This is a genomic window from Rhizobium sp. RHZ01, assembly GCF_014851595.1.
Taxonomy (GTDB): Bacteria; Pseudomonadota; Alphaproteobacteria; order Rhizobiales; family Rhizobiaceae; genus Rhizobium; species Rhizobium altiplani.
Map to the genome: position 1 here is coordinate 78,072 of NZ_JACUZZ010000028.1, position 18,378 is coordinate 96,449.

Consider the following 18,378-nt stretch of genomic DNA (forward strand, 5'->3'; position numbering starts at 1 on the left):
TTACTTATCACCGAAAATCAGTCTTAGAAAAAACCGCGGCGCTGCCACCAGCCAGCTTTTTTCGGCTTGCCGTCACCTTCGGTCTCGGCAGCATCGCTGCGCGTCGATTTAACCGTTGGTTCAGACGAGGAGATGTTCGACTCCCTGTTGGCGCGCACAGGCTTCGATTCTTCGACTGCGGGCGTAGCCAGGTCTGCGGATACAGCCTCGACTTCGGCTTCCGCGGCCGGTGCTGCCTCCGTCGATGCTTCTTCGACGACAGGCTCTTCGACCGGCGATGCCTTGCGGCTGCGACGTGCACGCTTCGGCTTTACGTCTTCCGTAACCGACGCGCCCGTTTCAACAGCGGCCATCGCCGGCTGAGCTTCGACTGCTTCCTCGGCGGCGGCTTCGATCACCTCGACGGTGGTCACTTCCGTCTCACCATCTTCGGCATCGTCATCTGCCGCTTCCGCTGCAGAAGCCTCCTGCTCGCCGCCTTCCTCGCGGTTGCGGCGGCCGCCGCGCTTGCCGCGACGGCGGCGCTTGCGGCGCTGGCTCTCATCACCTTCGTCACGCGTTTCCGAGGTGGCGGCAACGCCTTCGTCACCTTCTTCCTCGTCATCGCTGTCGATCTGGTCGCCTTCCACCGCATCAGCCGAAACGCTGTCGGGAGCAACCGCCTCGCCATTGCCGTTGCGGCCGCGACGACGACGGCGACGCTTGCGCTTGCGGCCCTCGCCATCGCCTTCGGCGCGCTGAGCCGGACGTTCGGCTGCGGCCGGCTTGGCCCCCAGTTCCTCTTCTTCCTCCTCGTCGACTTCGACCACGATATCGTCGTCTTCGTCATCGGGGATGGCAGCAAAGTTGAACAGGGTCTCGATCTTGACCGGGTTCTCGACCGGCTCGCCGCGGTCGATCGCAAAGTGCTGCGAGCCGACCGAGCCATCCGCGTCGATAATGATCGACACACCGAAGCGGGCTTCGTAGTCGACGATCGTCTGCCGCTTGTGGTTGAGCAGGTACAGCGCAATATCAGGCGTCGTGCGAACCGTGATGTTGTGCGTGGTGTTCTTGAGCAGGTACTCCTCGATGCCGCGCAGGACATGCAGAGCAACGGAGGACTGCGAACGGACGTGGCCGGTACCGCCGCAATGCGAGCAGACCTGCGTCGTCGATTCAAGAACGGATGCGCGGATGCGCTGGCGCGACATTTCCAGAAGACCGAAATGCGAGATACGGCCGACCTGAATGCGCGCGCGATCGTTCTTCAGGCATTCCTTCAGCTTCTTCTCGACAGCGCGGTTGTTGCGCTTTTCTTCCATGTCGATGAAGTCGATGACGATCAGGCCGGCAAGGTCGCGCAGACGAAGCTGGCGAGCGATTTCTTCCGCCGCTTCGAGGTTGGTCTGCAGAGCAGTGTCCTCGATCGAGTGCTCGCGCGTCGAGCGGCCGGAGTTGACGTCAATCGAAACCAGCGCTTCGGTCTGGTTCATGATCAGGTAGCCGCCCGACTTCAGCGTTACCTGCGGCTGCAGCATGCGGTCGAGCTGAGCCTCAATGCCGGAGCGCGAGAAGATCGGGTGGATGTCGCGATAGGGCTGAACCACCTTGGCGTGGCTCGGCATCAACATCTTCATGAAGTCTTTCGCTTCACGATAGCCTTCCTCGCCGGCAACGATGATCTCGCCGATATCCTTGTTGTAGAGGTCACGGATCGAGCGCTTGATGAGCGAGCCTTCCTCATACACGAGGCAGGGAGCGGTCGACTGCAGCGTCAGCGTGCGGACGTTCTCCCACAGGCGCATCAGATATTCGAAGTCGCGCTTGACCTCGACCTTGGTTCGATTCGCGCCGGCGGTGCGCAGGATGACGCCCATGCCCTGCGGGACTTCGAGCATACGCGCGATTTCCTTCAGGCGCTTGCGGTCCTGCGGATTGGTGATCTTGCGGGAGATGCCGCCGCCACGCGCCGTGTTCGGCATGAGGACGGAGTAGCGACCGGCCAGCGAAAGATAGGTCGTCAGGGCAGCGCCCTTGTTGCCACGCTCTTCCTTTGCCACCTGCACCAGCAGGATCTGGCGGCGCTTGATGACTTCCTGGATACGATATTGCTTGCGCGGCTTGCGCTGGACGCGATCGGGAACCTCCTCCATGGCGTCTTCGGCGCCGACGGATTCGATCACTTCCTCTTCGTGGTCGTGATCGTCGTCATCGTCGTCATCGCTGCGGCGGCGGGCGTCGACCTCTTCGGAGATCGAGTCGGTCTCGACCATTGCGGCCATCTCGTTGCCCGACGAGCCTTCATCGTCGTTGTCGGCGGTGGCTTCGCTGGCAGCCTCGTCGCTGGCAGGCGCTTCAGCAGCCGGCGCCACCTTCTTGCGGCTGCGGCGGGGCTTTGCCTTCTTGACGGGTGCTTCCTCGGCGACTTCCGCAACGGCCTCGACCGTTTCGGTTGCTACGGCACCGTCTTCTTCGGGAGCGGCTTCCGCTGCCGGCGCTTCGGCAGTTGCGGCTACGCCAACCTCGGGCTGTTCCTGGGTGGAGAGATCGACCGGCGCCGTCTCGACGTGTTCGACGTCGTCGTCGCGGCGATGCTCTTCAGCTTCGGCGCGAAGCAGGGCCTGACGATCGGCAAGCGGGATCTGGTAGTAGTCGGGGTGAATTTCGGCAAAGGCCAAAAAGCCGTGCCGGTTGCCGCCGTAATCAACGAACGCGGCCTGCAGCGAGGGTTCAACCCTCGTTACCTTTGCGAGGTAGATGTTGCCGCGGATCTGCTTCTTGTGCTGTGACTCGAAGTCAAATTCTTCTATGCGGTTTCCGCGAACGACAACAACGCGCGTCTCTTCCTCGTGAGACGCGTCGATAAGCATCTTGTCTGCCATGTAAGCTGTGCTCCTCGGCGCGGCCGAACGTCGGCATCCCCTTGTGTCGAAGAGACAGAGGAGAGGCGGCTCGTCGTTGCAGCGCCGGATAATGAAAGTCGCGATTGGTGCGGTGTGGAAGGCAGCAGCCAGACAGCAGCGGGGGAGATGTTCTCCCGGGGCCTGTAGACTTCAGATAAAACCTGCTGCGACACCATCAAAGACCAAGCGAGATCGACAAAACTAAGACCTTGTTCAGGTCCGATGAGTTTGCTCTCTCTGTAAAGAGCGGTTGGTGGCTATCCACCGATGAAGTTCCCGCATACGCCGGAAAATTCAGGATCCAATTTCGAGTGGAAACACATAAGACGGCGGACGATTGCCGGTTGTGGCGCCAGTTCCCTTGCGGTTTGGCTGCCGTGCAGGCGACTCTATCCCGTCAGCACTTCTACCCTAAAAATCCTTGTATGTTTTCTCTGTCACAATAGCAAGGGAAAAGCCAAATGTGCCATAATATTGATGGATTTTGGAAGGCATACAAAGTCGGGGATTAAGGGCGCCGATTCGGCTCCGTGGCCGCGAACGTCGCTGATACCGGCGATCTCGCGTTTGCCGGGAGAAGTTGATCGGAATGATATTTAAGGTGTGGCGGTCGATTGTTTAAGAGGGTACGACCCGCGACGGTAATATCCGGATGGCGGAAAATAAGGTTTACCGGCGTGGTGGCCGTTGCCGCGGCCGCGACGGCTTTTGCATTTCTTCCTGAGGTGCGAGCAGACGAAGCAGCGAAGGCCGACCCCTTGCTCGCCTATGGCGCCCGAATCATCGGCGACGATGCACGTACGCGCATTGTCATCGACTTCGATCGGGCTCCCGATTTTTCCGTCCACTATATCGCCAATCCCGAACGCATCGTCGTCGACCTGCCTGCGACAGCCTTCGGCTTCCCAGCTGCGGATCTCGCGGCGAGGGGTCTCTTCAAGGACATACGCTACGGCAAGATGGACGAGGACAGCGCCCGTATCGTGCTGACCGCCAAGAAGCCGGTGAAGATGGAAGTCGCCAAGGTCCAGGAAGATGAGGACGGCAAGGGGCACCGTCTCGTCCTGGATGCGGCAATGACGGACAACGAGAAGTTTGCCGAACTGGTCAAGGCCCAGTCCTGGAGCGATCCTTCGTCCCAACAGACGACGAGCGCCATTCCTGCGCCGGAGAAACCGGCTGATGGAGATTTCATCATCGCTGTCGATGCTGGTCACGGCGGTATCGACACTGGTGCGATCGGCGTCGATACCAAGACGCAGGAGAAGGACGTAACGCTCGCCTTCGCCAAGGCGCTCGCCGATCGCCTCAACCGCGAGTCCGGCATCAAGGCGTTCCTGACGCGAAAGGATGACTCGTTCCTGTCGCTCTCCGAGCGTGTGGAGATTGCCCGCCAGAACCATGCGGGCCTCTTCATTTCGATGCATGCGGACACCCTGAAGCAAAAGGATATTCGCGGCGCGACAGTCTACACGATTTCCGACAGGGCCTCCGACAAGCTCGCCGCCGATCTCGCCGACCGCGAAAACCTCTCCGACCAGATTGCCGGCAAGGAGACCGTGGCTGAGCCTCCCGAAGTCGCCGATATTCTGCTCGACCTGACGCGCCGCGAAACGCAGGCTTTTTCTATTTCGCTTGCTGAAAGCGTGCTTACATCCTTCAAGGATCAGGTAGGGACGATCAACAATCCACACCGCCATGCGGGCTTCCGCGTTCTGCAGGCACCGGATGTGCCGTCTATCCTGTTGGAACTGGGCTTCCTTTCCAACAAGGACGACGAAAAGCTCCTGCTTGATGACGGATGGCGGGGAAGGATGGCCGACCTGCTGACGGAGGCCGTCAAGCACTACCGCACGGCGATGGTTGCAAATGGGGGCTGATTGCAGCCGTGGCGCAGATGTGACACTTTCTGGTGTAACACGATCGCAATGTGGGAATAGCGCTTCAAGGCCCTATTTTACTCACATTCACGCCGTTACTCAGCCTTGTGTTTCCATAGATGAAACGGAATCGGCTTGTGGCGAAAACGCTCATGGAGTAAGTCGCCCGACATGCAAGATGCCCCGATCCTGCGATTGTTATGTCGCGCTGATCGATGATTGAGATACCGGTAGCTTAAATATGATTAGACTTCTTGGATATTTCTTCGGAGTGGCTTGCGTCCTGTTCTTGGGCGTGGCGGCTGTTGTTGCCGTTTACTTGGCAACCGTCACGAAGGACCTTCCGGACTACGCAGTGCTGAACAGCTACGAGCCGCCGGTGACGACCCGCGTTCATGCAGGCAACGGTGCGCTAATGGCGGAGTATGCAAAGGAACGCAGACTTTTCCTGCCGATCCAGGCTGTTCCCGACCGCGTCAAGGCGGCCTTCCTGTCTGCTGAAGACAAGAACTTTTATCAGCACCCCGGCATCGATGTTACCGGCTTTGCGCGCGCACTGGTTGCTTATCTGACCGGCGGTCCGACGCAGGGCGGTTCGACGATCACGCAGCAGGTTGCCAAGAACTTCCTGCTTTCCAGCGAACAGACGATGGAGCGCAAGGCGAAGGAAGCGATCCTTTCCTTCCGTATCGAACAAGCCTACAGCAAGGACAAGATCCTTGAGCTGTACCTGAACGAGATCTTCTTCGGCCTGAATTCCTACGGTATCGCGAGCGCCTCGCTCACCTATTTCAACAAGTCGGTGAACGAACTGACGGTCGCCGACGCTGCCTATCTTGCCTCCCTGCCGAAGGGTCCCGCCAACTATCATCCCTTCCGCCATCCCGAAGCAGCGATCACCCGCCGCAATTGGGTCATCGATCGCATGGTCGAGAATGGCTATGTCAGTCAGTCCGATGGTGCCGAGGCCAAGAAACAGCCGCTCGGTGTCACCGGTCGCAGCAGCGGGCCCTCGCTTTTTGCATCCGGCTATTTCGCCGAGGCGGTCCGCCGTCAGTTGATCGACCAGTACGGCGAGAAGATGCTGTACGAAGGCGGATTGTCCGTTCGTACCTCTTTTGACCCCGCGTTGCAGGTCTTTGCGCGCAAGGCCCTTCAGGATGGTCTGACCAACTACGATGAGCGTCGTGGCTTCCACGGTCCGATCAAGCAGATCGACACGGTTGCTGACTGGGGTAAGGCGCTGGCCGATATTCCGGCTTTGACGGACGTGCCAGAATGGCGACTGGCTGTCGTGCTGGCCGTATCGGCCGACGGCGTCGACATCGGGCTGCAGCCCCCGAAGGATGGCGCGGGCAAGATCCCTTCCGAGCGCGAGCGTGGAGCCATCGAGGCCAAGAATATGCAGTGGGCATATCGCTCGGCTTCCGGCCGGAAGACAGCAAAGTCGCCCGACGGCGTTCTGTCAGCCGGGGATGTCGTCTACGTCGAGCGGTTGGGGGACGAAGGTTCCAAGTCCTACCGGCTTCGCCAGCCGCCGAAGGTCGAAGGCGGTCTCGTCGCGATGGACCCGAAGACCGGTCGCGTGCTTGCGATGGTCGGCGGCTTCTCCTACGCGCAGTCGGAATTCAACCGTGCGACCCAGGCGATGCGCCAGCCGGGTTCGTCCTTCAAGCCGTTCGTCTATGCGGCGGCCATGGACAATGGATATACGCCGGCGTCGGTTGTCAGCGACGATCCGCTGTCGATCCAGACGGGCAATGGCCAGGTATGGGCACCGGATAACTATGAAGGCGAGGGTGGTGGCGCCAACACGCTTCGCTTCGCGATCGAGCACTCGCGCAACCGCATGACGGTGCGCCTTGCCAACGATCTCGGCATGAATGTCGTCGCCGAATATGCAGAACGCTTCGGGATCTACGATCACATGATGCCGGTTCTCGCCATGTCGCTCGGTTCCGGCGAAACCACGGTCTTGCGCATGGTATCGGCTTATTCGGTCATCGCCAATGGCGGCAAGCAGATCAAGCCGACCCTGGTTGACCGGATCCAGGACCGCTATGGCCGTACGATCTTCAAGCACGAGGAGCGCGTCTGCGAGGGCTGCAATGCGAGCGACTGGCATAACCAGGACGAGCCCAACGTCGTCGACAATCGCGAAACCGTTCTCGACCCGATGACCTCCTACCAGATCACCTCGATGCTGCAGGGGGTCATCCAGCGCGGCACGGCCGCCGGCAAGGTCGATCTCGGCGGGCGTGACGTTGCTGGCAAGACGGGTACGACCAACGATGAAAAAGATGCGTGGTTCGTCGGCTTCACGCCAGATCTTGTCGCCGGCCTTTACATCGGCTTCGACTCGCCGTCGACTCTTGGACGCGGCGGCACAGGCGGCTCGCTTTCTGCGCCGATCTTTAACGAGTTTATGCAGGTTGCTGTGAAGGACATGCCGGAATCTAAGTTTGTCATTCCGGCGGGCATGAACCTCATTCCGATCGACCGCAAGACCGGCATGGCTGCGGTTCAGGGCGACCCGAACACGATTATCGAGGCCTTCAAGCCAGGTACCGGTCCTGCCGACAGCCTCTCTGTTATCGGCATGGACAATGCGATGGCGCCCGAAGAAATTCTGCGGACGTCGCCGCAGGCCAACCAGGCCGTCCAGTCCGGCGCCGGCGGCCTCTACTAACCTTTTCCCTGACCCGTTGTGGCGGTTGCGGCCCTTTACATCCGCAGCCGCCACAATTATTTGACGGGCAACTTTTCAAGCAACGCGAAGAAGCAGGAAAATGCGAGCGGAAATCCAGAACGTAGTCGATGAAACCAAGCAGGCTATCACCCTGCTGAGGAGGCATCTTTGACTGGGACCAGGCGATAAGACGACTGGACTGGTTGAACAACAAGGCAGAGGATCCGACCCTCTGGAACGATGCTTCGGAAGCACAGAAGCTGATGCGCGAGCGTCAGCAGCTAGATGACGGCATCAACGGCGTGAAGCAGCTCGAGCAGCAGCTCAACGACAACGTCGAACTGATCGAGATGGGCGAGGAAGAGGGCGACGAGAGTGTCGTCAAGGACGCCGAAGACGCGCTCAAGAGCCTGAAGGCTGAAGCCGCCCGCCGCCAGGTGGAGGCGATGCTATCGGGCGAGGCCGACAGCAACGATACCTATCTCGAAGTCCACTCCGGCGCAGGCGGAACGGAAAGCCAGGACTGGGCCAACATGCTGCTGCGCATGTATACCCGCTGGGCGGAGCGTCAGCGCTTCAAGGTAGAGCTTCTTGAAGTGCACGATGGTGAAGAAGCAGGCATCAAGTCGGCAACCCTGCTGGTCAAAGGCCACAACGCCTATGGCTGGCTGAAGACGGAGTCGGGCGTGCATCGCCTGGTGCGTATTTCGCCCTACGACAGCAACGCGCGGCGCCACACCTCGTTCTCCTCGATCTGGGTCTATCCCGTGGTCGACGACTCGATCAACATCGAGGTCAACGAGAGCGACTGCCGCATCGACACCTACCGCGCCTCGGGAGCGGGCGGTCAGCACATCAACACGACCGACTCGGCCGTGCGCATCACGCATATCCCGACCGGCATCGTGGTTTCCTGCCAGCAGGAACGCTCGCAGCACAAGAACCGGGCCAAGGCTTGGGACATGCTGCGTGCTCGTATGTACGAAGCCGAGTTGAAGAAGCGCGAAGAAGCGGCGAACGCCGAGGCAGCCTCGAAGACCGACATCGGCTGGGGTCACCAGATTCGCTCCTACGTGCTGCAGCCCTACCAGCTGGTCAAGGACCTGCGGACGGGCGTGGCGAGCACGGCGCCGGGCGACGTGCTGGATGGCGAGCTCAACGAGTTCATGGAAGCCGCTCTCGCTCACCGCATCAGCGGCAAGCCGGACGCTGTCGTCGACGACGTCGAGTAACCGCTCAAACGTATGAACATAGAGAAGGCCCCGAATGGGGCTCGAATGAGGCCTTTTCGATTCAAGCGGGAAAACCGGAAGTTCTCCAGCGACAAATCAACGGCTTCGACTAGTTGCTGGCTTTGCCGACGGTAACCTCACCAAATTCGTCGATGACGACAGTCCAAGTCTCCGATTCCGCATCCGGATCGGTCTTCAGGTAGACCATTGCAAAAAGGCCGGGCTCCTTGAGCATGCCGGAGGAGTTTTCGGGCCTGATGTCGGTGACATACGGCTTCAGATCGCTGAGTTCCTGCAACTCCACCGTCGAGGTGATGGACGGCTCAGCGTCGCTCTGCTCGATTTGCTGCAAATATATCTTGGCGGTGCGGTCCGCCTGCCTGACGGCAAACAGCTTGTAGTAGCCGTGGCGCGGTTTTGCGGGAGCGGGAACGGCAGCCGCAGTTTGGGGCGCCGAAGGTGATCGTTGAATGGCCGGCGCCGCACCGTCGTCTTCCCAGTAACCGGTGCTGGTCGCGAAGATGACTGAAGCCGGTAGGATCGCGTCTTCTGCCTCAACGCCTCGCGCGCAGAGGGTGGACGCGGCTAGCAGCAAGGTACAAAGCGTCGTTCGTCGCAAGCTCATGTCTCAGTCCTCGAACTGCTCCGCAAGAATACGATCGGACCATGATCGATCGGGATCGGAGAGAATGCGCGCGGTCGTAAGTTCCGATTGCGCGATGCGAATATGCAGCACCGATTTCACTTCCGTGTTGTCAGCGACCGCGTTGACCGGCCGCTTCTCCGCCTCGAGTATGTGTATATCGACCGTCACCTTGTTGGGCAGAAGGGCGCCGCGCCAGCGCCGCGGCCGGAACGCGCTGACCGGAGTCATCGCCAACAGAGGGGCGTCAAGCGGCAGGATCGGTCCATGCGCGGAGAGGTTATAGGCCGTCGAACCCGCGGGCGTGGCCACCATCAGGCCGTCGCAGATAAGCTCGTCGAGTCGCACGACACCGTCCACTTCGACCCGCAGTTTGGCGGCTTGATAGGATTGCCGGAACAGCGAGACTTCGTTGATGGCAAGTGCTGTCGAATTCGTGCCGTCGGAATTCGCCGTTGTCATCTGCAAAGGGTGAAAGGCATTTTCGACTGCTGTGCAGATTCGATCCTGCAGATCTTCCGTTCGATAGTCGTTCATGAGGAAGCCGATGGAGCCGCGATTCATGCCGTAGACCAGCTTGCCCGAGTTCATCGTGCCATGCAGCGTCTGCAGCATGAAACCGTCGCCGCCGAGGGCGACGATCACGTCGGCCTCTTCAGGGGGCACGTCACCATAAATGCCTATCAACTCTTCCCGAGCCGCCAGCGCCTCTGTCGCCGAGGAGGCAAGGAAGGAAAGCGTCTGAAACGAACGGCCCATGTAATTCCTTTTACGTATTCAACGAACGATAACATAGTCTTGGCGTCTAGGCGCCAATAAAAGCCGATTTTGTCAAGTGCATCTGCAGCGCCGGCTGGAGCCATCGTCAATTCTTCGCTGCTCGATTTCAGGCGTATGCTGTGGAAGGCCCGGAACTCGAGCCGGGCAAGCCTCGGATCATCTTTCGTCGACAAGGCAGATGGCGTCAATCCTGGCGTGGGGCGGCACTGCGTACTCTCCGTCGATAGCGAGACCGTACGCGCAGGCTTGCCGAGGCATTCGTAGTGACAATGGATACAGAACGTTTTGAAACGTGCTCCAATGCCAAGTTGGCGTCTATAACCGCCCTTCTTTGCGGTAGCGTGCCACGCATGTATCGAGGCTCGTATCTGGAGGCGTTAGCGACAGCCGCCTGCTTCTGCCACAGCGCACTTTAACACCTGCTCCGCATATTCGACGACGGCTCTTTCGTCGGTGACACATAACTTCAGGACTTGGCATTTCTCCTTGAGTTCGTGCAGGACGCGTCGGTGAACCCTTGCAATCGCGGCAGTATTCTTGAGCTTCATGAGCTCCTGGAGACAAGCCACTGCTACGATCTCTGAAACCAGCAGCTTGCCTTCGACTTCTCCCTGCGTTGGAATGGCAAAACGCTCACCGCCGGGTTTGAAATCTCTATCGGGCGACAGCATGACAAACCTCCCATGGCCTTGATCGACGAAACGATGAAGAAATACGCCAGAGGGGCCGCCCAGGGTCGACAGCCGCCCCTTCGCACGCTCCAAGGCTATGTGGCTTTGACCTCGATCTTGCGGTCGTTCGTCCCGGTGTTGGCAGCCTTTGGAAGCGTGACCTTCAGGACGCCTTTCGCGAAAGCGGCGGCGATCTTATCTGCCTCGATGTAGTCAGGAAGCCGAAACGAGCGCTGGAAGGAGCCGTATCGGCGCTCCGAAAGGTGGTAGGCCTCGTCCTTCGATTCCTTTTCCTCCGTCTTTTCGCCCCGAATGGTCAGCACGCCGTTCGAAAGCCTGATGTCTATGTTGCTCTCGTCGAGGCCGGGAACTTCCGCGGTGATCTCGAATGCGTTGTCTTTCTCGACGACATCCACCGCGGGAGACACGACCCAGTCGGCAGCAGAAGTCGTGCGTCCGAGGAGCTGACCTGAGAGCGGACGCCATGAGGAAGGGCCGAAGTCGTCGAACAGCCGGTCGATTTCGGTACGAAGTGAGTCGAATGGAGACCACATCCCGCCGGGAGCCGGCGTCGTGGTCTTCTGTTCTTTCTTAATGGGGAACATATCGGGCATGATCATCTCCTGTTGGCCAAGAGGTCCGGAAGCCGGATCTAATCATTGCGTTTCGCTCGACATCGAGCGCAGTCATTAAAGCACGCGGGTGGGCAAGTGACTTTGATCAATGTCAAGAACACAGGAAATTAATTGGCGCGCGGACTCAGTCTAACGCAGTATCGGTCGAACCGTCCGCCGGAGAACGCACATTTAGAACATCGGTCGAAGACGCGGTTCGGTACCATCCGTTTTGCAGTGCGCCGAGCGATATTCTCTGCCCTATCCGTACACGTTTCAGGATTGGAAATTGATCCAGCACAATGCAGATCCAGCAAAAAAGGAGGATGATTTATGTAAGCGGTGTCCTCGTTTTGCGGCCCGTCGAGTATTCCTCGGAGGAATGGGAGAGACAGACATGTCAACGACACTCAGGAGTATGAGCCATGTAGAATGCTTGGAAATGCTGGAACGGGCGCATTTTGGTCATCTGGCTTGCAGTAACGAAGGCCGGCCTTACGTGGTCCCAATCTACTTTGCGTTCCAATCACGAGTAGCCTACAGTTTTTCGATGCCAGGACGAAAAGTGGAGTGGATGCGGCTGAATCCAAGAGTCTGCCTCCAGGTGGAGGAGCAGTGGGGGAAGGGCGGATGGAGGAGCGTCGTGCTGAACGGCCACTTCCAGGAACTGCCGGACGATGATGTCTGGCACGAGGAGCGCCTGCACGCGTGGTCACTTTTGCAGAGACACTTGGACTGGTGGGAGATCGGCTCGCTTGAGCCTCGCGAACTACCGACTGCGTCTGCATCTGCCCACCTATTCTACTGCATCTACACGGACGATGTCTCCGGTCGGGTCGTGGCCCTTTAGTGACAACGCCTCGGCCCTCGAGGTTTCCGCAATGTCTGCGCACCCTTTGACGGAGGAAGCCAATCGACTGTATCGGCGATCACGTGCCCATTACACGAGCCCAACCGAGTCGCTGGTAGCCTGAGAGATTAGCCACAGACCGAGCATTCTCGTCCTCCGCACCCCTTCCACGCAAATAACATTCTGACTCGGCGCATGGCGGCTTTGTAACTGGAGGCAGGATCTAACCGCCGTCGATCGCCTCGCCGATGCGGGCGATCGCCTGCTGATACACACTCGCGGAGTTCCAGCCGGCGATGGCGCCGATATTGCCCTGATAGTCCCCGCCGGCGCCCCAGCCGTGCGCCCTGAGGAAGTTGGCCGTGGACATCAGCGCCGTGCTCTTGTCGCGCATGTTCCTGTTTCCGACGCCGTATTTCAGGACATTCCCAGGCAGGAACCCTGTGTGGCCGATCTCGCCGTGCATGGCGCCGACCGAGCCGGCACTCAGCACGCCGCTGTCGACTAGCTTGAGCGCCGCGATAGCATGGGGCGCGAAGAATTGCGGGCGGCGACAATCGTACGCGAGCGTGACGATTGCCGAAACTGTGTTCTGGTTGCCCATAGAGGCGCCGAAGTTGGTCTCCATACCCCAGATGGCGAGAAGCACGCCGGCGGGCACGCCGTAGTTGCGCTCGATGCTGTCGAAGAGCGCTGCATTCGCCGTCTTAAGCGAACGGCCCTTGGAAATAATCGCGGACCCACCGCGTCGTCTCATAAAGTCGGCGACCGAGCCGCTGAAAGCCTTGTTGACGGAGCGGTCGGCCTGAATGGTTCCTACGGCGTATTTCGCACCGGCAAGCGCTGCAAGACCCTTCCCCTTGACGCCTGCAGCCTTTGCCGTCTCGGCAAACTCTACTTTCCACTGTTCAAACCCGGCAGCGCTTTTGCCGCACGATGCCGCCTGCGCAACGCACGCCAGAAGGCAGAAGGCGATGGCGCCCGCCGCAGCAAGCAAAACTCCCTTAGCAAAGAATGCCATGTCGCTCTCCTCGTGGGTCTGAACCATCATGCATCCGGCCGCATGACGTCACTCGTTCACTTACGAAACCGGCTTGACCGGGAAGCGAAAGGAACTGAGAAGGTGCCTCTACTATGCACGTGAGGGCGATACGGTGCTAGTGACGAAACTGGACCGCCTGGCGCGATGAACGCGGACCTGATGGCGACTCTGGCGAAGCGGAAGACCGGCGGTTGCTGACCGAGTCCAAGACGCCGAGGAAATTGCAGCTTCTCGTCGACGGCGACAAATTTGGCAGATCTGTCTCAGTTCCATCGGCAGCCTTTGATATGTGCGGCGACTTAGTTGGAGGCAAAAAGCATATTTCACAGCGTATTTGGTTTCCAATAGAGTACGGTTCCGTTTGGCTAGCGGGAGGCGCATATGGCTCACAACGACCGTTCACGGCATATCACCCAAGGCATTGCTCGCTCGCCCAATCGCGCGATGTACTATGCGTTGGGCTATACCAAAGGGGACTTCGACAAGCCGATGATCGGCATCGCCAACGGGCACTCGACGATCACGCCATGTAATGCCGGCCTCCAGCCGCTTGCCGACGCGGCGATAGCCGCCATCAAGGCGGCCGGAGCCAATCCGCAGATATTCGGCACGCCTACCATCTCGGACGGCATGGCCATGGGAACGGAGGGCATGAAATATTCTCTCGTCTCGCGCGAGGTTATCGCCGATTGTGTGGAGACCTCGGTGCAGGGCCAATGGATGGATGGCGTTCTAGTGCTCGGCGGGTGCGACAAGAACATGCCGGGCGGTATGATCGGCATTCTCCGCGCTAACGTTCCGGCCGTCTATGTCTATGGCGGCACCATCAAGCCGGGTCGCTGGAAGGGCGAGAGCCTCTCCATCGTGTCCGCGTTCGAGGCCGTCGGCGCTTACATGGCCGGAAAGATGAGCGCTGAGGATTTCGAGGGCATTGAGCGCAATGCCTGCCCGACGACCGGCTCTTGCGGCGGCATGTACACCGCGAACTCCATGAGTTCGTCCTTCGAGGCGATCGGCATGTCGCTGCTCTACTCCTCCAACATGGCCAATCCCGACCAAGAAAAGATCGATAGCACGGTCGAGTCCGCGCGCGTTTTGGTGGAAGCGGTGAAGGCCGGCATTCGACCACGCGACATCGTCACGCGGAAGTCGATTGAAAATGCCGTGGCGCTCATCATGGCCACTGGAGGTTCAACGAATGCGGTGCTGCACTATCTCGCCATTGCGCATGCGGCCGAGGTGGAATGGACGCTGGAGGATTTCGAGCGGATACGCCGTAGGGTACCAGTAATCTGCGATCTCAAGCCATCCGGCCGTTATATGGCTGTTGATCTCCACGCTGCCGGCGGCATTCCTCAAGTCCTAAAGCTACTGTTGAATGCGGGCCTTCTGCACGGCGATTGTCTCACGATCACCGGCAAGACGATCGCTGACGAACTCTCGGCCGTGCCCGACGAGCCTCGTGCGGACCAGGACGTTATCCGGTCGCTCTCAGCGCCACTGTATCGCGAGGGACATCTCGCCATACTCACAGGCAATCTGGCAGAGGGTGGGGCGGTGGCAAAGATCAGCGGGCTCAAGAGCCCGGTGATTGCTGGCCCGGCGCGCGTCTTCGAAGACGAGCAATCCGCAATGGATGCTATTCTCTCGGACAAAATCAAGGCCGGCGACATTCTGGTCCTGCGTTACCTCGGGCCGAAGGGTGGTCCGGGAATGCCGGAAATGCTTGCCCCGACCTCCGCTATCATCGGACGTGGCCTTGGAGAGAGCGTCGGCCTCATCACAGATGGGCGGTTCTCCGGCGGCACATGGGGTATGGTGGTCGGGCATGTCACGCCCGAAGCCTTCGAGGGGGGGGCAATCGCACTTGTCAAGGACGGCGACCAAATCACCATCGACGCCCATCAGCTACTTCTGCAGCTCGACGTCCCAGATGAAGAGATTGCGAGACGCCGAAGCCTTTGGAGCCAGCCTCCGCCGCGCTACAGGCACGGCGTCCTCGCCAAGTTTGCGGCCTTGGTCCGACCAGCGAACGAGGGAGCCGTGACGGGTTGAGGTCACATGAAAAAAACGCGCCAACTGAGGCGAATTAGTTATCAAGTCACTGATTTCGTGCAAAATTAGTGGTGCCCCCGGCAGGGTTCGAACCCGCGACCCCCTGATTACAAATCAGGTGCTCTACCAACTGAGCTACAAGGGCGATGCCTGCCAAGTACCAGATTCTGCCGTCCTGTAAAGAAGAAATCCGCGCGATCGTGATTTCGTTCGTCCGACCTTGCATCGGAGTTTGCGTTGCGAACGCCGCAGACCCGACTTTGCTAGTTCCGAGGCGCAGTCTGCCGCACGCTCGTTTGCAAGGCGTCACCGGTCTCTCCGGCACCCAACGGCGACATGATTGCAATGCTCAGCACCGAAGCAACCATGAAAACGATAATAGCGATCATTACCCGCACATTTCTCTCCTAAATCGTGCGAAGCCAACGCGCGGGGCCGACCGTCGGTTCCCCTAATGATAGCTACACGATCTACTGTACGGGTGCTGGAATAGGGCGTTCAGGGGCGGGCGCCAGCGGAGCGAGTTCGTGAATCGGCTGCGACTTGTCGATCCAGACGATGCTGAGAATGATGGCAACAAATACGCCGACGAACAGAGTGCCGATGACGAGGGAGCGGATGGCCATATGGAAATATGTTCCTCCTGTTCGAATGCGGGGCAGCATGGAAAAGAGCAGAGTCAAAACCGAGACGAGCAGCAGTTTGCTGGCTTCCTAGTTGCTTTGCGGCGCTGCTATCATCCCGCATATGGAAGAGAAAGATCGCGCCTTTCGCCGCGATCCCCCAACTCTATCAAATTTTCAAATGCTGCCTCGCCGCATAGAGAGCGATCGCCGCAGCATTAGATACATTGAGTGACTTGATCGCACCCGGCATGTCTAGCCTGGCAAGCGCGCTGACAGTTTCGCGCGTCTTCTGGCGTAGCCCCTTACCTTCGGAACCCAGCACGAGCGCCACCTTGTCACCCGAGAATGTGCCCTCGAGTGGCGCCGGTCCTTCCGAATCGAGGCCGATCGTGAAGAAGCCGAGCTTGTGCAGTTCTCCAAGAGCGTCGGCAAGATTCGTGATCTGGATATAGGGGATGAGTTCCAGTGCACCTGAGGCTGATTTCGCCAGCACGCCTGATTCGGTCGGGCTGTGGCGCTGTGTGGTAATGACGGCACCTGCATTGAAGGCCACGGCGGAACGCATGATGGCGCCGACATTGTGCGGATCGGTTACCTGGTCGAGCACGAGAAGCAGTGGGCTGTCCTTCAGTGCTTCCAGCCGGCGGACGGGCAGGGGGCGCGTTTCCAGCATGACACCCTGATGGATGGCATCCGGGCCGAGGACCTTGTCGATATCGTGCGGAGCGACGATTTCGACCGGAATGCCGAGCGCGTCGGCAGCGATCTCCAGACGCGCAAGCGCGTTCTGGGTCACCGACAACTTGACGTTCCGGCGCTCCTTGTTGTCAAGCGCGGCACGAACCGTATGAAGGCCGTAGAGATAGACCTGCTCGGGCGCGAGTGCAGGAGGCTTCCAGTCCTCGGCACCGCGCCGGCGCTTCTGTGGCGGCGGTGTCGGAATCTCACCGCGTTCGCGTTTGCTATCACGATGCGCGCGGCGCAGGGTTGCGTAATGCGTGTCCTTGGCGGATTTTTCGTCAGTGGGCTTGCCACCGGTTTTCTTGTCTTTGCTCATGCGGCTTTATAGCGAGCGTGCTTCTTTCCGCATAGGATTTCTTTCAGGACCCCGGCTTTCCACGGTCGATGAAATTTTTCACATTTTTTCCGTCGTCATCGTGTTGACATGCGTAAATCGTCCGGTCATATACGCGGCGCAGACCGAGGGGCGGCAACGCTTCGAAAGTCTGACGAGCTTGGTCTCACGATCCGGACGAAAAGACTGGAGAGATGCCCGAGTGGTTAAAGGGGACGGACTGTAAATCCGTTGGCTCAGCCTACGTTGGTTCAAATCCAACTCTCTCCACCATTCGTCATTGGATCGGATACCACCCCGCGGGTATAGCTCAATGGTAGAGCAGCAGCCTTCCAAGCTGAATACGCGGGTTCGATTCCCGCTACCCGCTCCAGATTTTCGCAGTGTCCTGTTGTTGCTGTAACGCTTTGCGCGAGCCGGGTCGCTATGCGTACCTCTAGCCCCAGAGCAGCACGAAAGGCGAGGCCAGCGCGATGATGCCGGCGATCGTCCATCGCTTTTGGGTGTTGGTGCTGAGATCCTCTCTCGACAGCCATATGCGGACAGCAACGAAGCCGATGGCGATGAGGGCGCTGTAGATCACGGCGCGCAACAGGATCGACCAGCCGCCACCGAAGAGACCGATCGCGATGCCGAAGCCGGTGAGGGCGCCGAGAATACCGTATCCCACGTCGAACATCAGCGTCGTGGTGGCCGAAAGTGGCGTCAGCATCTTTGGGAAGGCGATGGCAAATGCCGCTGTGAGCAGCCATATTGCGACGATCGCTTGCAGCGTCGAAGAGCTGACGATCGATGTCGCCAGAGCCGGGAGCCGCTCGGGCGAGGAGAGGCGTGCAAGCTGCGCGACCCAGTCGATCGCAGCGGCAAGAACCCACAATATGAATGCGCAAGCGGCAAAGATCAGAAAGTTGCCTGCGGATCGTTTTGCAATTTCCTTTGGTTCCATTGCGGTGTCTCCGAGCAGTGCTTCCGCGTAAGGGCTGCAAACGATGTACTATCATATCCTTGGCGCCGTCGCGCCCGTTCTTCGCGAATATATCTTCGCTGCCATCTCCGGTGGATATTGCCGATCGGGCGCTTCCTTCCCATATGCGCCCGCAGGCTAGGAATACGGTCCGCAAATAGGTCTTGCGCAATTTCCCCGAAAGCCTTAAACGGCGGCACTAAACCGGTTCGCCGGGGTCATCCATTTCGTTCACAGGAAGCATTCAAATGGCAAAGAGTAAGTTTGAGCGCAACAAGCCGCACGTTAACATCGGCACGATCGGCCACGTTGACCACGGCAAGACGTCTCTGACGGCAGCGATCACGAAGTACTTCGGCGAGTTCAAGGCGT

The 18,378-nt window shown here is 59.3% G+C and carries 15 protein-coding genes, 3 tRNA genes and 1 pseudogene; 9 read left to right on the plus strand and 10 right to left on the minus strand.

The genetic code is table 11. The features are described 5' to 3' along the window. Window positions 1–23: 23 nt before the first annotated feature. On the minus strand, window positions 24–2,864 hold the full coding sequence (locus IB248_RS24710; RefSeq protein ID WP_169681021.1) for a ribonuclease E/G: 2,841 nt from the start codon (window positions 2,862–2,864) through the stop codon (window positions 24–26). 746 nt (window positions 2,865–3,610) lie between these two features. Between IB248_RS24710 and IB248_RS24715 the strand changes: the two genes are divergently transcribed. The 3 genes from IB248_RS24715 to prfB all read left to right on the plus strand — a co-directional run bounded on the left by IB248_RS24715 (window position 3,611) and on the right by prfB (window position 8,686). Further along, window positions 3,611–4,765 carry an N-acetylmuramoyl-L-alanine amidase gene (locus IB248_RS24715; protein WP_245268031.1) on the plus strand — a complete coding sequence of 385 codons (1,155 nt, stop codon included), beginning with the start codon at window positions 3,611–3,613 and terminating at the stop codon, window positions 4,763–4,765. A 241-nt stretch (window positions 4,766–5,006) separates the two neighbouring features. Beyond that, window positions 5,007–7,454: a penicillin-binding protein 1A gene (locus IB248_RS24720; protein ID WP_192241825.1), complete on the plus strand. Its 2,448-nt coding sequence runs from the start codon at window positions 5,007–5,009 to the stop codon at window positions 7,452–7,454. A 100-nt stretch (window positions 7,455–7,554) separates the two neighbouring features. Continuing rightward, window positions 7,555–8,686 (plus strand): peptide chain release factor 2 gene (gene prfB, locus IB248_RS24725; protein WP_100248113.1). Its coding sequence is split into 2 segments (ribosomal slippage): window positions 7,555–7,623 and window positions 7,625–8,686, totalling 1,131 coding nucleotides; the frame shifts between segments, so codons are not numbered across the junction. Between the two features lie 109 nt (window positions 8,687–8,795). Here the strand turns inward: prfB and IB248_RS24730 are convergent. The 4 genes from IB248_RS24730 to IB248_RS24745 form a co-directional block, all read right to left on the minus strand. After that, complete coding sequence (locus IB248_RS24730; RefSeq protein ID WP_025661208.1) at window positions 8,796–9,311, minus strand: hypothetical protein; 516 nt, start codon at window positions 9,309–9,311, stop codon at window positions 8,796–8,798. Between the two features lie 3 nt (window positions 9,312–9,314). Then, window positions 9,315–10,088: an NAD kinase gene (locus tag IB248_RS24735; RefSeq protein ID WP_018859839.1), complete on the minus strand. Its 774-nt coding sequence runs from the start codon at window positions 10,086–10,088 to the stop codon at window positions 9,315–9,317. Between the two features lie 398 nt (window positions 10,089–10,486). Next, window positions 10,487–10,780, minus strand: coding sequence for a hypothetical protein (locus IB248_RS24740; RefSeq protein WP_018859840.1), 294 nt, complete (start codon window positions 10,778–10,780; stop codon window positions 10,487–10,489). A 95-nt stretch (window positions 10,781–10,875) separates the two neighbouring features. Then, a complete protein-coding gene (locus IB248_RS24745; protein ID WP_029792831.1) occupies window positions 10,876–11,394 on the minus strand; it encodes an Hsp20/alpha crystallin family protein in 519 nt (172 codons plus the stop codon). A gap of 397 nt (window positions 11,395–11,791) precedes the next feature. Here IB248_RS24745 and IB248_RS24750 point away from each other — a divergent pair, with 397 nt between their 5' ends. Beyond that, a complete protein-coding gene (locus IB248_RS24750) occupies window positions 11,792–12,244 on the plus strand; it encodes a pyridoxamine 5'-phosphate oxidase family protein (protein ID WP_029792832.1) in 453 nt (150 codons plus the stop codon). A 223-nt stretch (window positions 12,245–12,467) separates the two neighbouring features. On the opposite strand, the gene IB248_RS24755 is transcribed toward IB248_RS24750, so the two are convergent. Next, on the minus strand, window positions 12,468–13,265 hold the full coding sequence (locus tag IB248_RS24755) for a lytic transglycosylase domain-containing protein (protein WP_192241826.1): 798 nt from the start codon (window positions 13,263–13,265) through the stop codon (window positions 12,468–12,470). Between the two features lie 64 nt (window positions 13,266–13,329). On the opposite strand from IB248_RS24755, the pseudogene IB248_RS24760 reads away from it, so the two are divergent. Both IB248_RS24760 and ilvD read left to right on the plus strand, forming a co-directional pair. Continuing rightward, a pseudogene (locus tag IB248_RS24760) lies at window positions 13,330–13,431 on the plus strand (recombinase family protein); the annotation flags it as partial. Window positions 13,432–13,667: 236 nt separating this feature from the next. Then, complete coding sequence (ilvD, locus tag IB248_RS24765; protein ID WP_192241827.1) at window positions 13,668–15,341, plus strand: dihydroxy-acid dehydratase; 1,674 nt, start codon at window positions 13,668–13,670, stop codon at window positions 15,339–15,341. A 69-nt stretch (window positions 15,342–15,410) separates the two neighbouring features. Here the strand turns inward: ilvD and IB248_RS24770 are convergent. The 3 genes from IB248_RS24770 to rlmB form a co-directional block, all read right to left on the minus strand. Next, window positions 15,411–15,486, minus strand: a tRNA-Thr gene (locus IB248_RS24770). A 325-nt stretch (window positions 15,487–15,811) separates the two neighbouring features. Further along, on the minus strand, window positions 15,812–15,967 hold the full coding sequence (locus tag IB248_RS24775) for a hypothetical protein (RefSeq protein ID WP_018859846.1): 156 nt from the start codon (window positions 15,965–15,967) through the stop codon (window positions 15,812–15,814). A 166-nt stretch (window positions 15,968–16,133) separates the two neighbouring features. After that, window positions 16,134–17,024, minus strand: coding sequence for a 23S rRNA (guanosine(2251)-2'-O)-methyltransferase RlmB (rlmB, locus tag IB248_RS24780; RefSeq protein WP_018859847.1), 891 nt, complete (start codon window positions 17,022–17,024; stop codon window positions 16,134–16,136). A 206-nt stretch (window positions 17,025–17,230) separates the two neighbouring features. Here rlmB and IB248_RS24785 point away from each other — a divergent pair. Together IB248_RS24785 and IB248_RS24790 are read left to right on the plus strand one after the other, a co-directional pair. Continuing rightward, window positions 17,231–17,315: transfer RNA gene (locus IB248_RS24785), tRNA-Tyr, on the plus strand. 26 nt (window positions 17,316–17,341) lie between these two features. Further along, window positions 17,342–17,415, plus strand: a tRNA-Gly gene (locus IB248_RS24790). 63 nt (window positions 17,416–17,478) lie between these two features. On the opposite strand, the gene IB248_RS24795 is transcribed toward IB248_RS24790, so the two are convergent. Beyond that, window positions 17,479–17,988 (minus strand): hypothetical protein, encoded by a 510-nt coding sequence (locus IB248_RS24795; RefSeq protein WP_192241828.1) that lies wholly within the window; start codon window positions 17,986–17,988, stop codon window positions 17,479–17,481. 266 nt (window positions 17,989–18,254) lie between these two features. On the opposite strand from IB248_RS24795, the gene IB248_RS24800 reads away from it, so the two are divergent. Next, the coding region (locus IB248_RS24800; protein ID WP_003578655.1) for a GTP-binding protein at window positions 18,255–18,378 on the plus strand (124 nt) is incomplete at its 3' end.

Bases quoted from the DNA above. Each gene is read 5' to 3' on its own strand.
- IB248_RS24710 (WP_169681021.1), bottom strand. From the start codon at position 2,864: ATGGCAGACAAGATGCTTATCGACGCGTCTCACGAGGAAGAGACGCGC.
- IB248_RS24720 (WP_192241825.1), top strand. From the start codon at position 5,007: ATGATTAGACTTCTTGGATATTTCTTCGGAGTGGCTTGCGTCCTGTTC.
- IB248_RS24730 (WP_025661208.1), bottom strand. From the start codon at position 9,311: ATGAGCTTGCGACGAACGACGCTTTGTACCTTGCTGCTAGCCGCGTCC.
- IB248_RS24735 (WP_018859839.1), bottom strand. From the start codon at position 10,088: ATGGGCCGTTCGTTTCAGACGCTTTCCTTCCTTGCCTCCTCGGCGACA.
- IB248_RS24740 (WP_018859840.1), bottom strand. From the start codon at position 10,780: ATGCTGTCGCCCGATAGAGATTTCAAACCCGGCGGTGAGCGTTTTGCC.
- IB248_RS24745 (WP_029792831.1), bottom strand. From the start codon at position 11,394: ATGCCCGATATGTTCCCCATTAAGAAAGAACAGAAGACCACGACGCCG.
- IB248_RS24750 (WP_029792832.1), top strand. From the start codon at position 11,792: ATGTCAACGACACTCAGGAGTATGAGCCATGTAGAATGCTTGGAAATG.
- IB248_RS24755 (WP_192241826.1), bottom strand. From the start codon at position 13,265: ATGGCATTCTTTGCTAAGGGAGTTTTGCTTGCTGCGGCGGGCGCCATC.
- ilvD (WP_192241827.1), top strand. From the start codon at position 13,668: ATGGCTCACAACGACCGTTCACGGCATATCACCCAAGGCATTGCTCGC.
- IB248_RS24775 (WP_018859846.1), bottom strand. From the start codon at position 15,967: ATGGCCATCCGCTCCCTCGTCATCGGCACTCTGTTCGTCGGCGTATTT.
- rlmB (WP_018859847.1), bottom strand. From the start codon at position 17,024: ATGAGCAAAGACAAGAAAACCGGTGGCAAGCCCACTGACGAAAAATCC.
- IB248_RS24795 (WP_192241828.1), bottom strand. From the start codon at position 17,988: ATGGAACCAAAGGAAATTGCAAAACGATCCGCAGGCAACTTTCTGATC.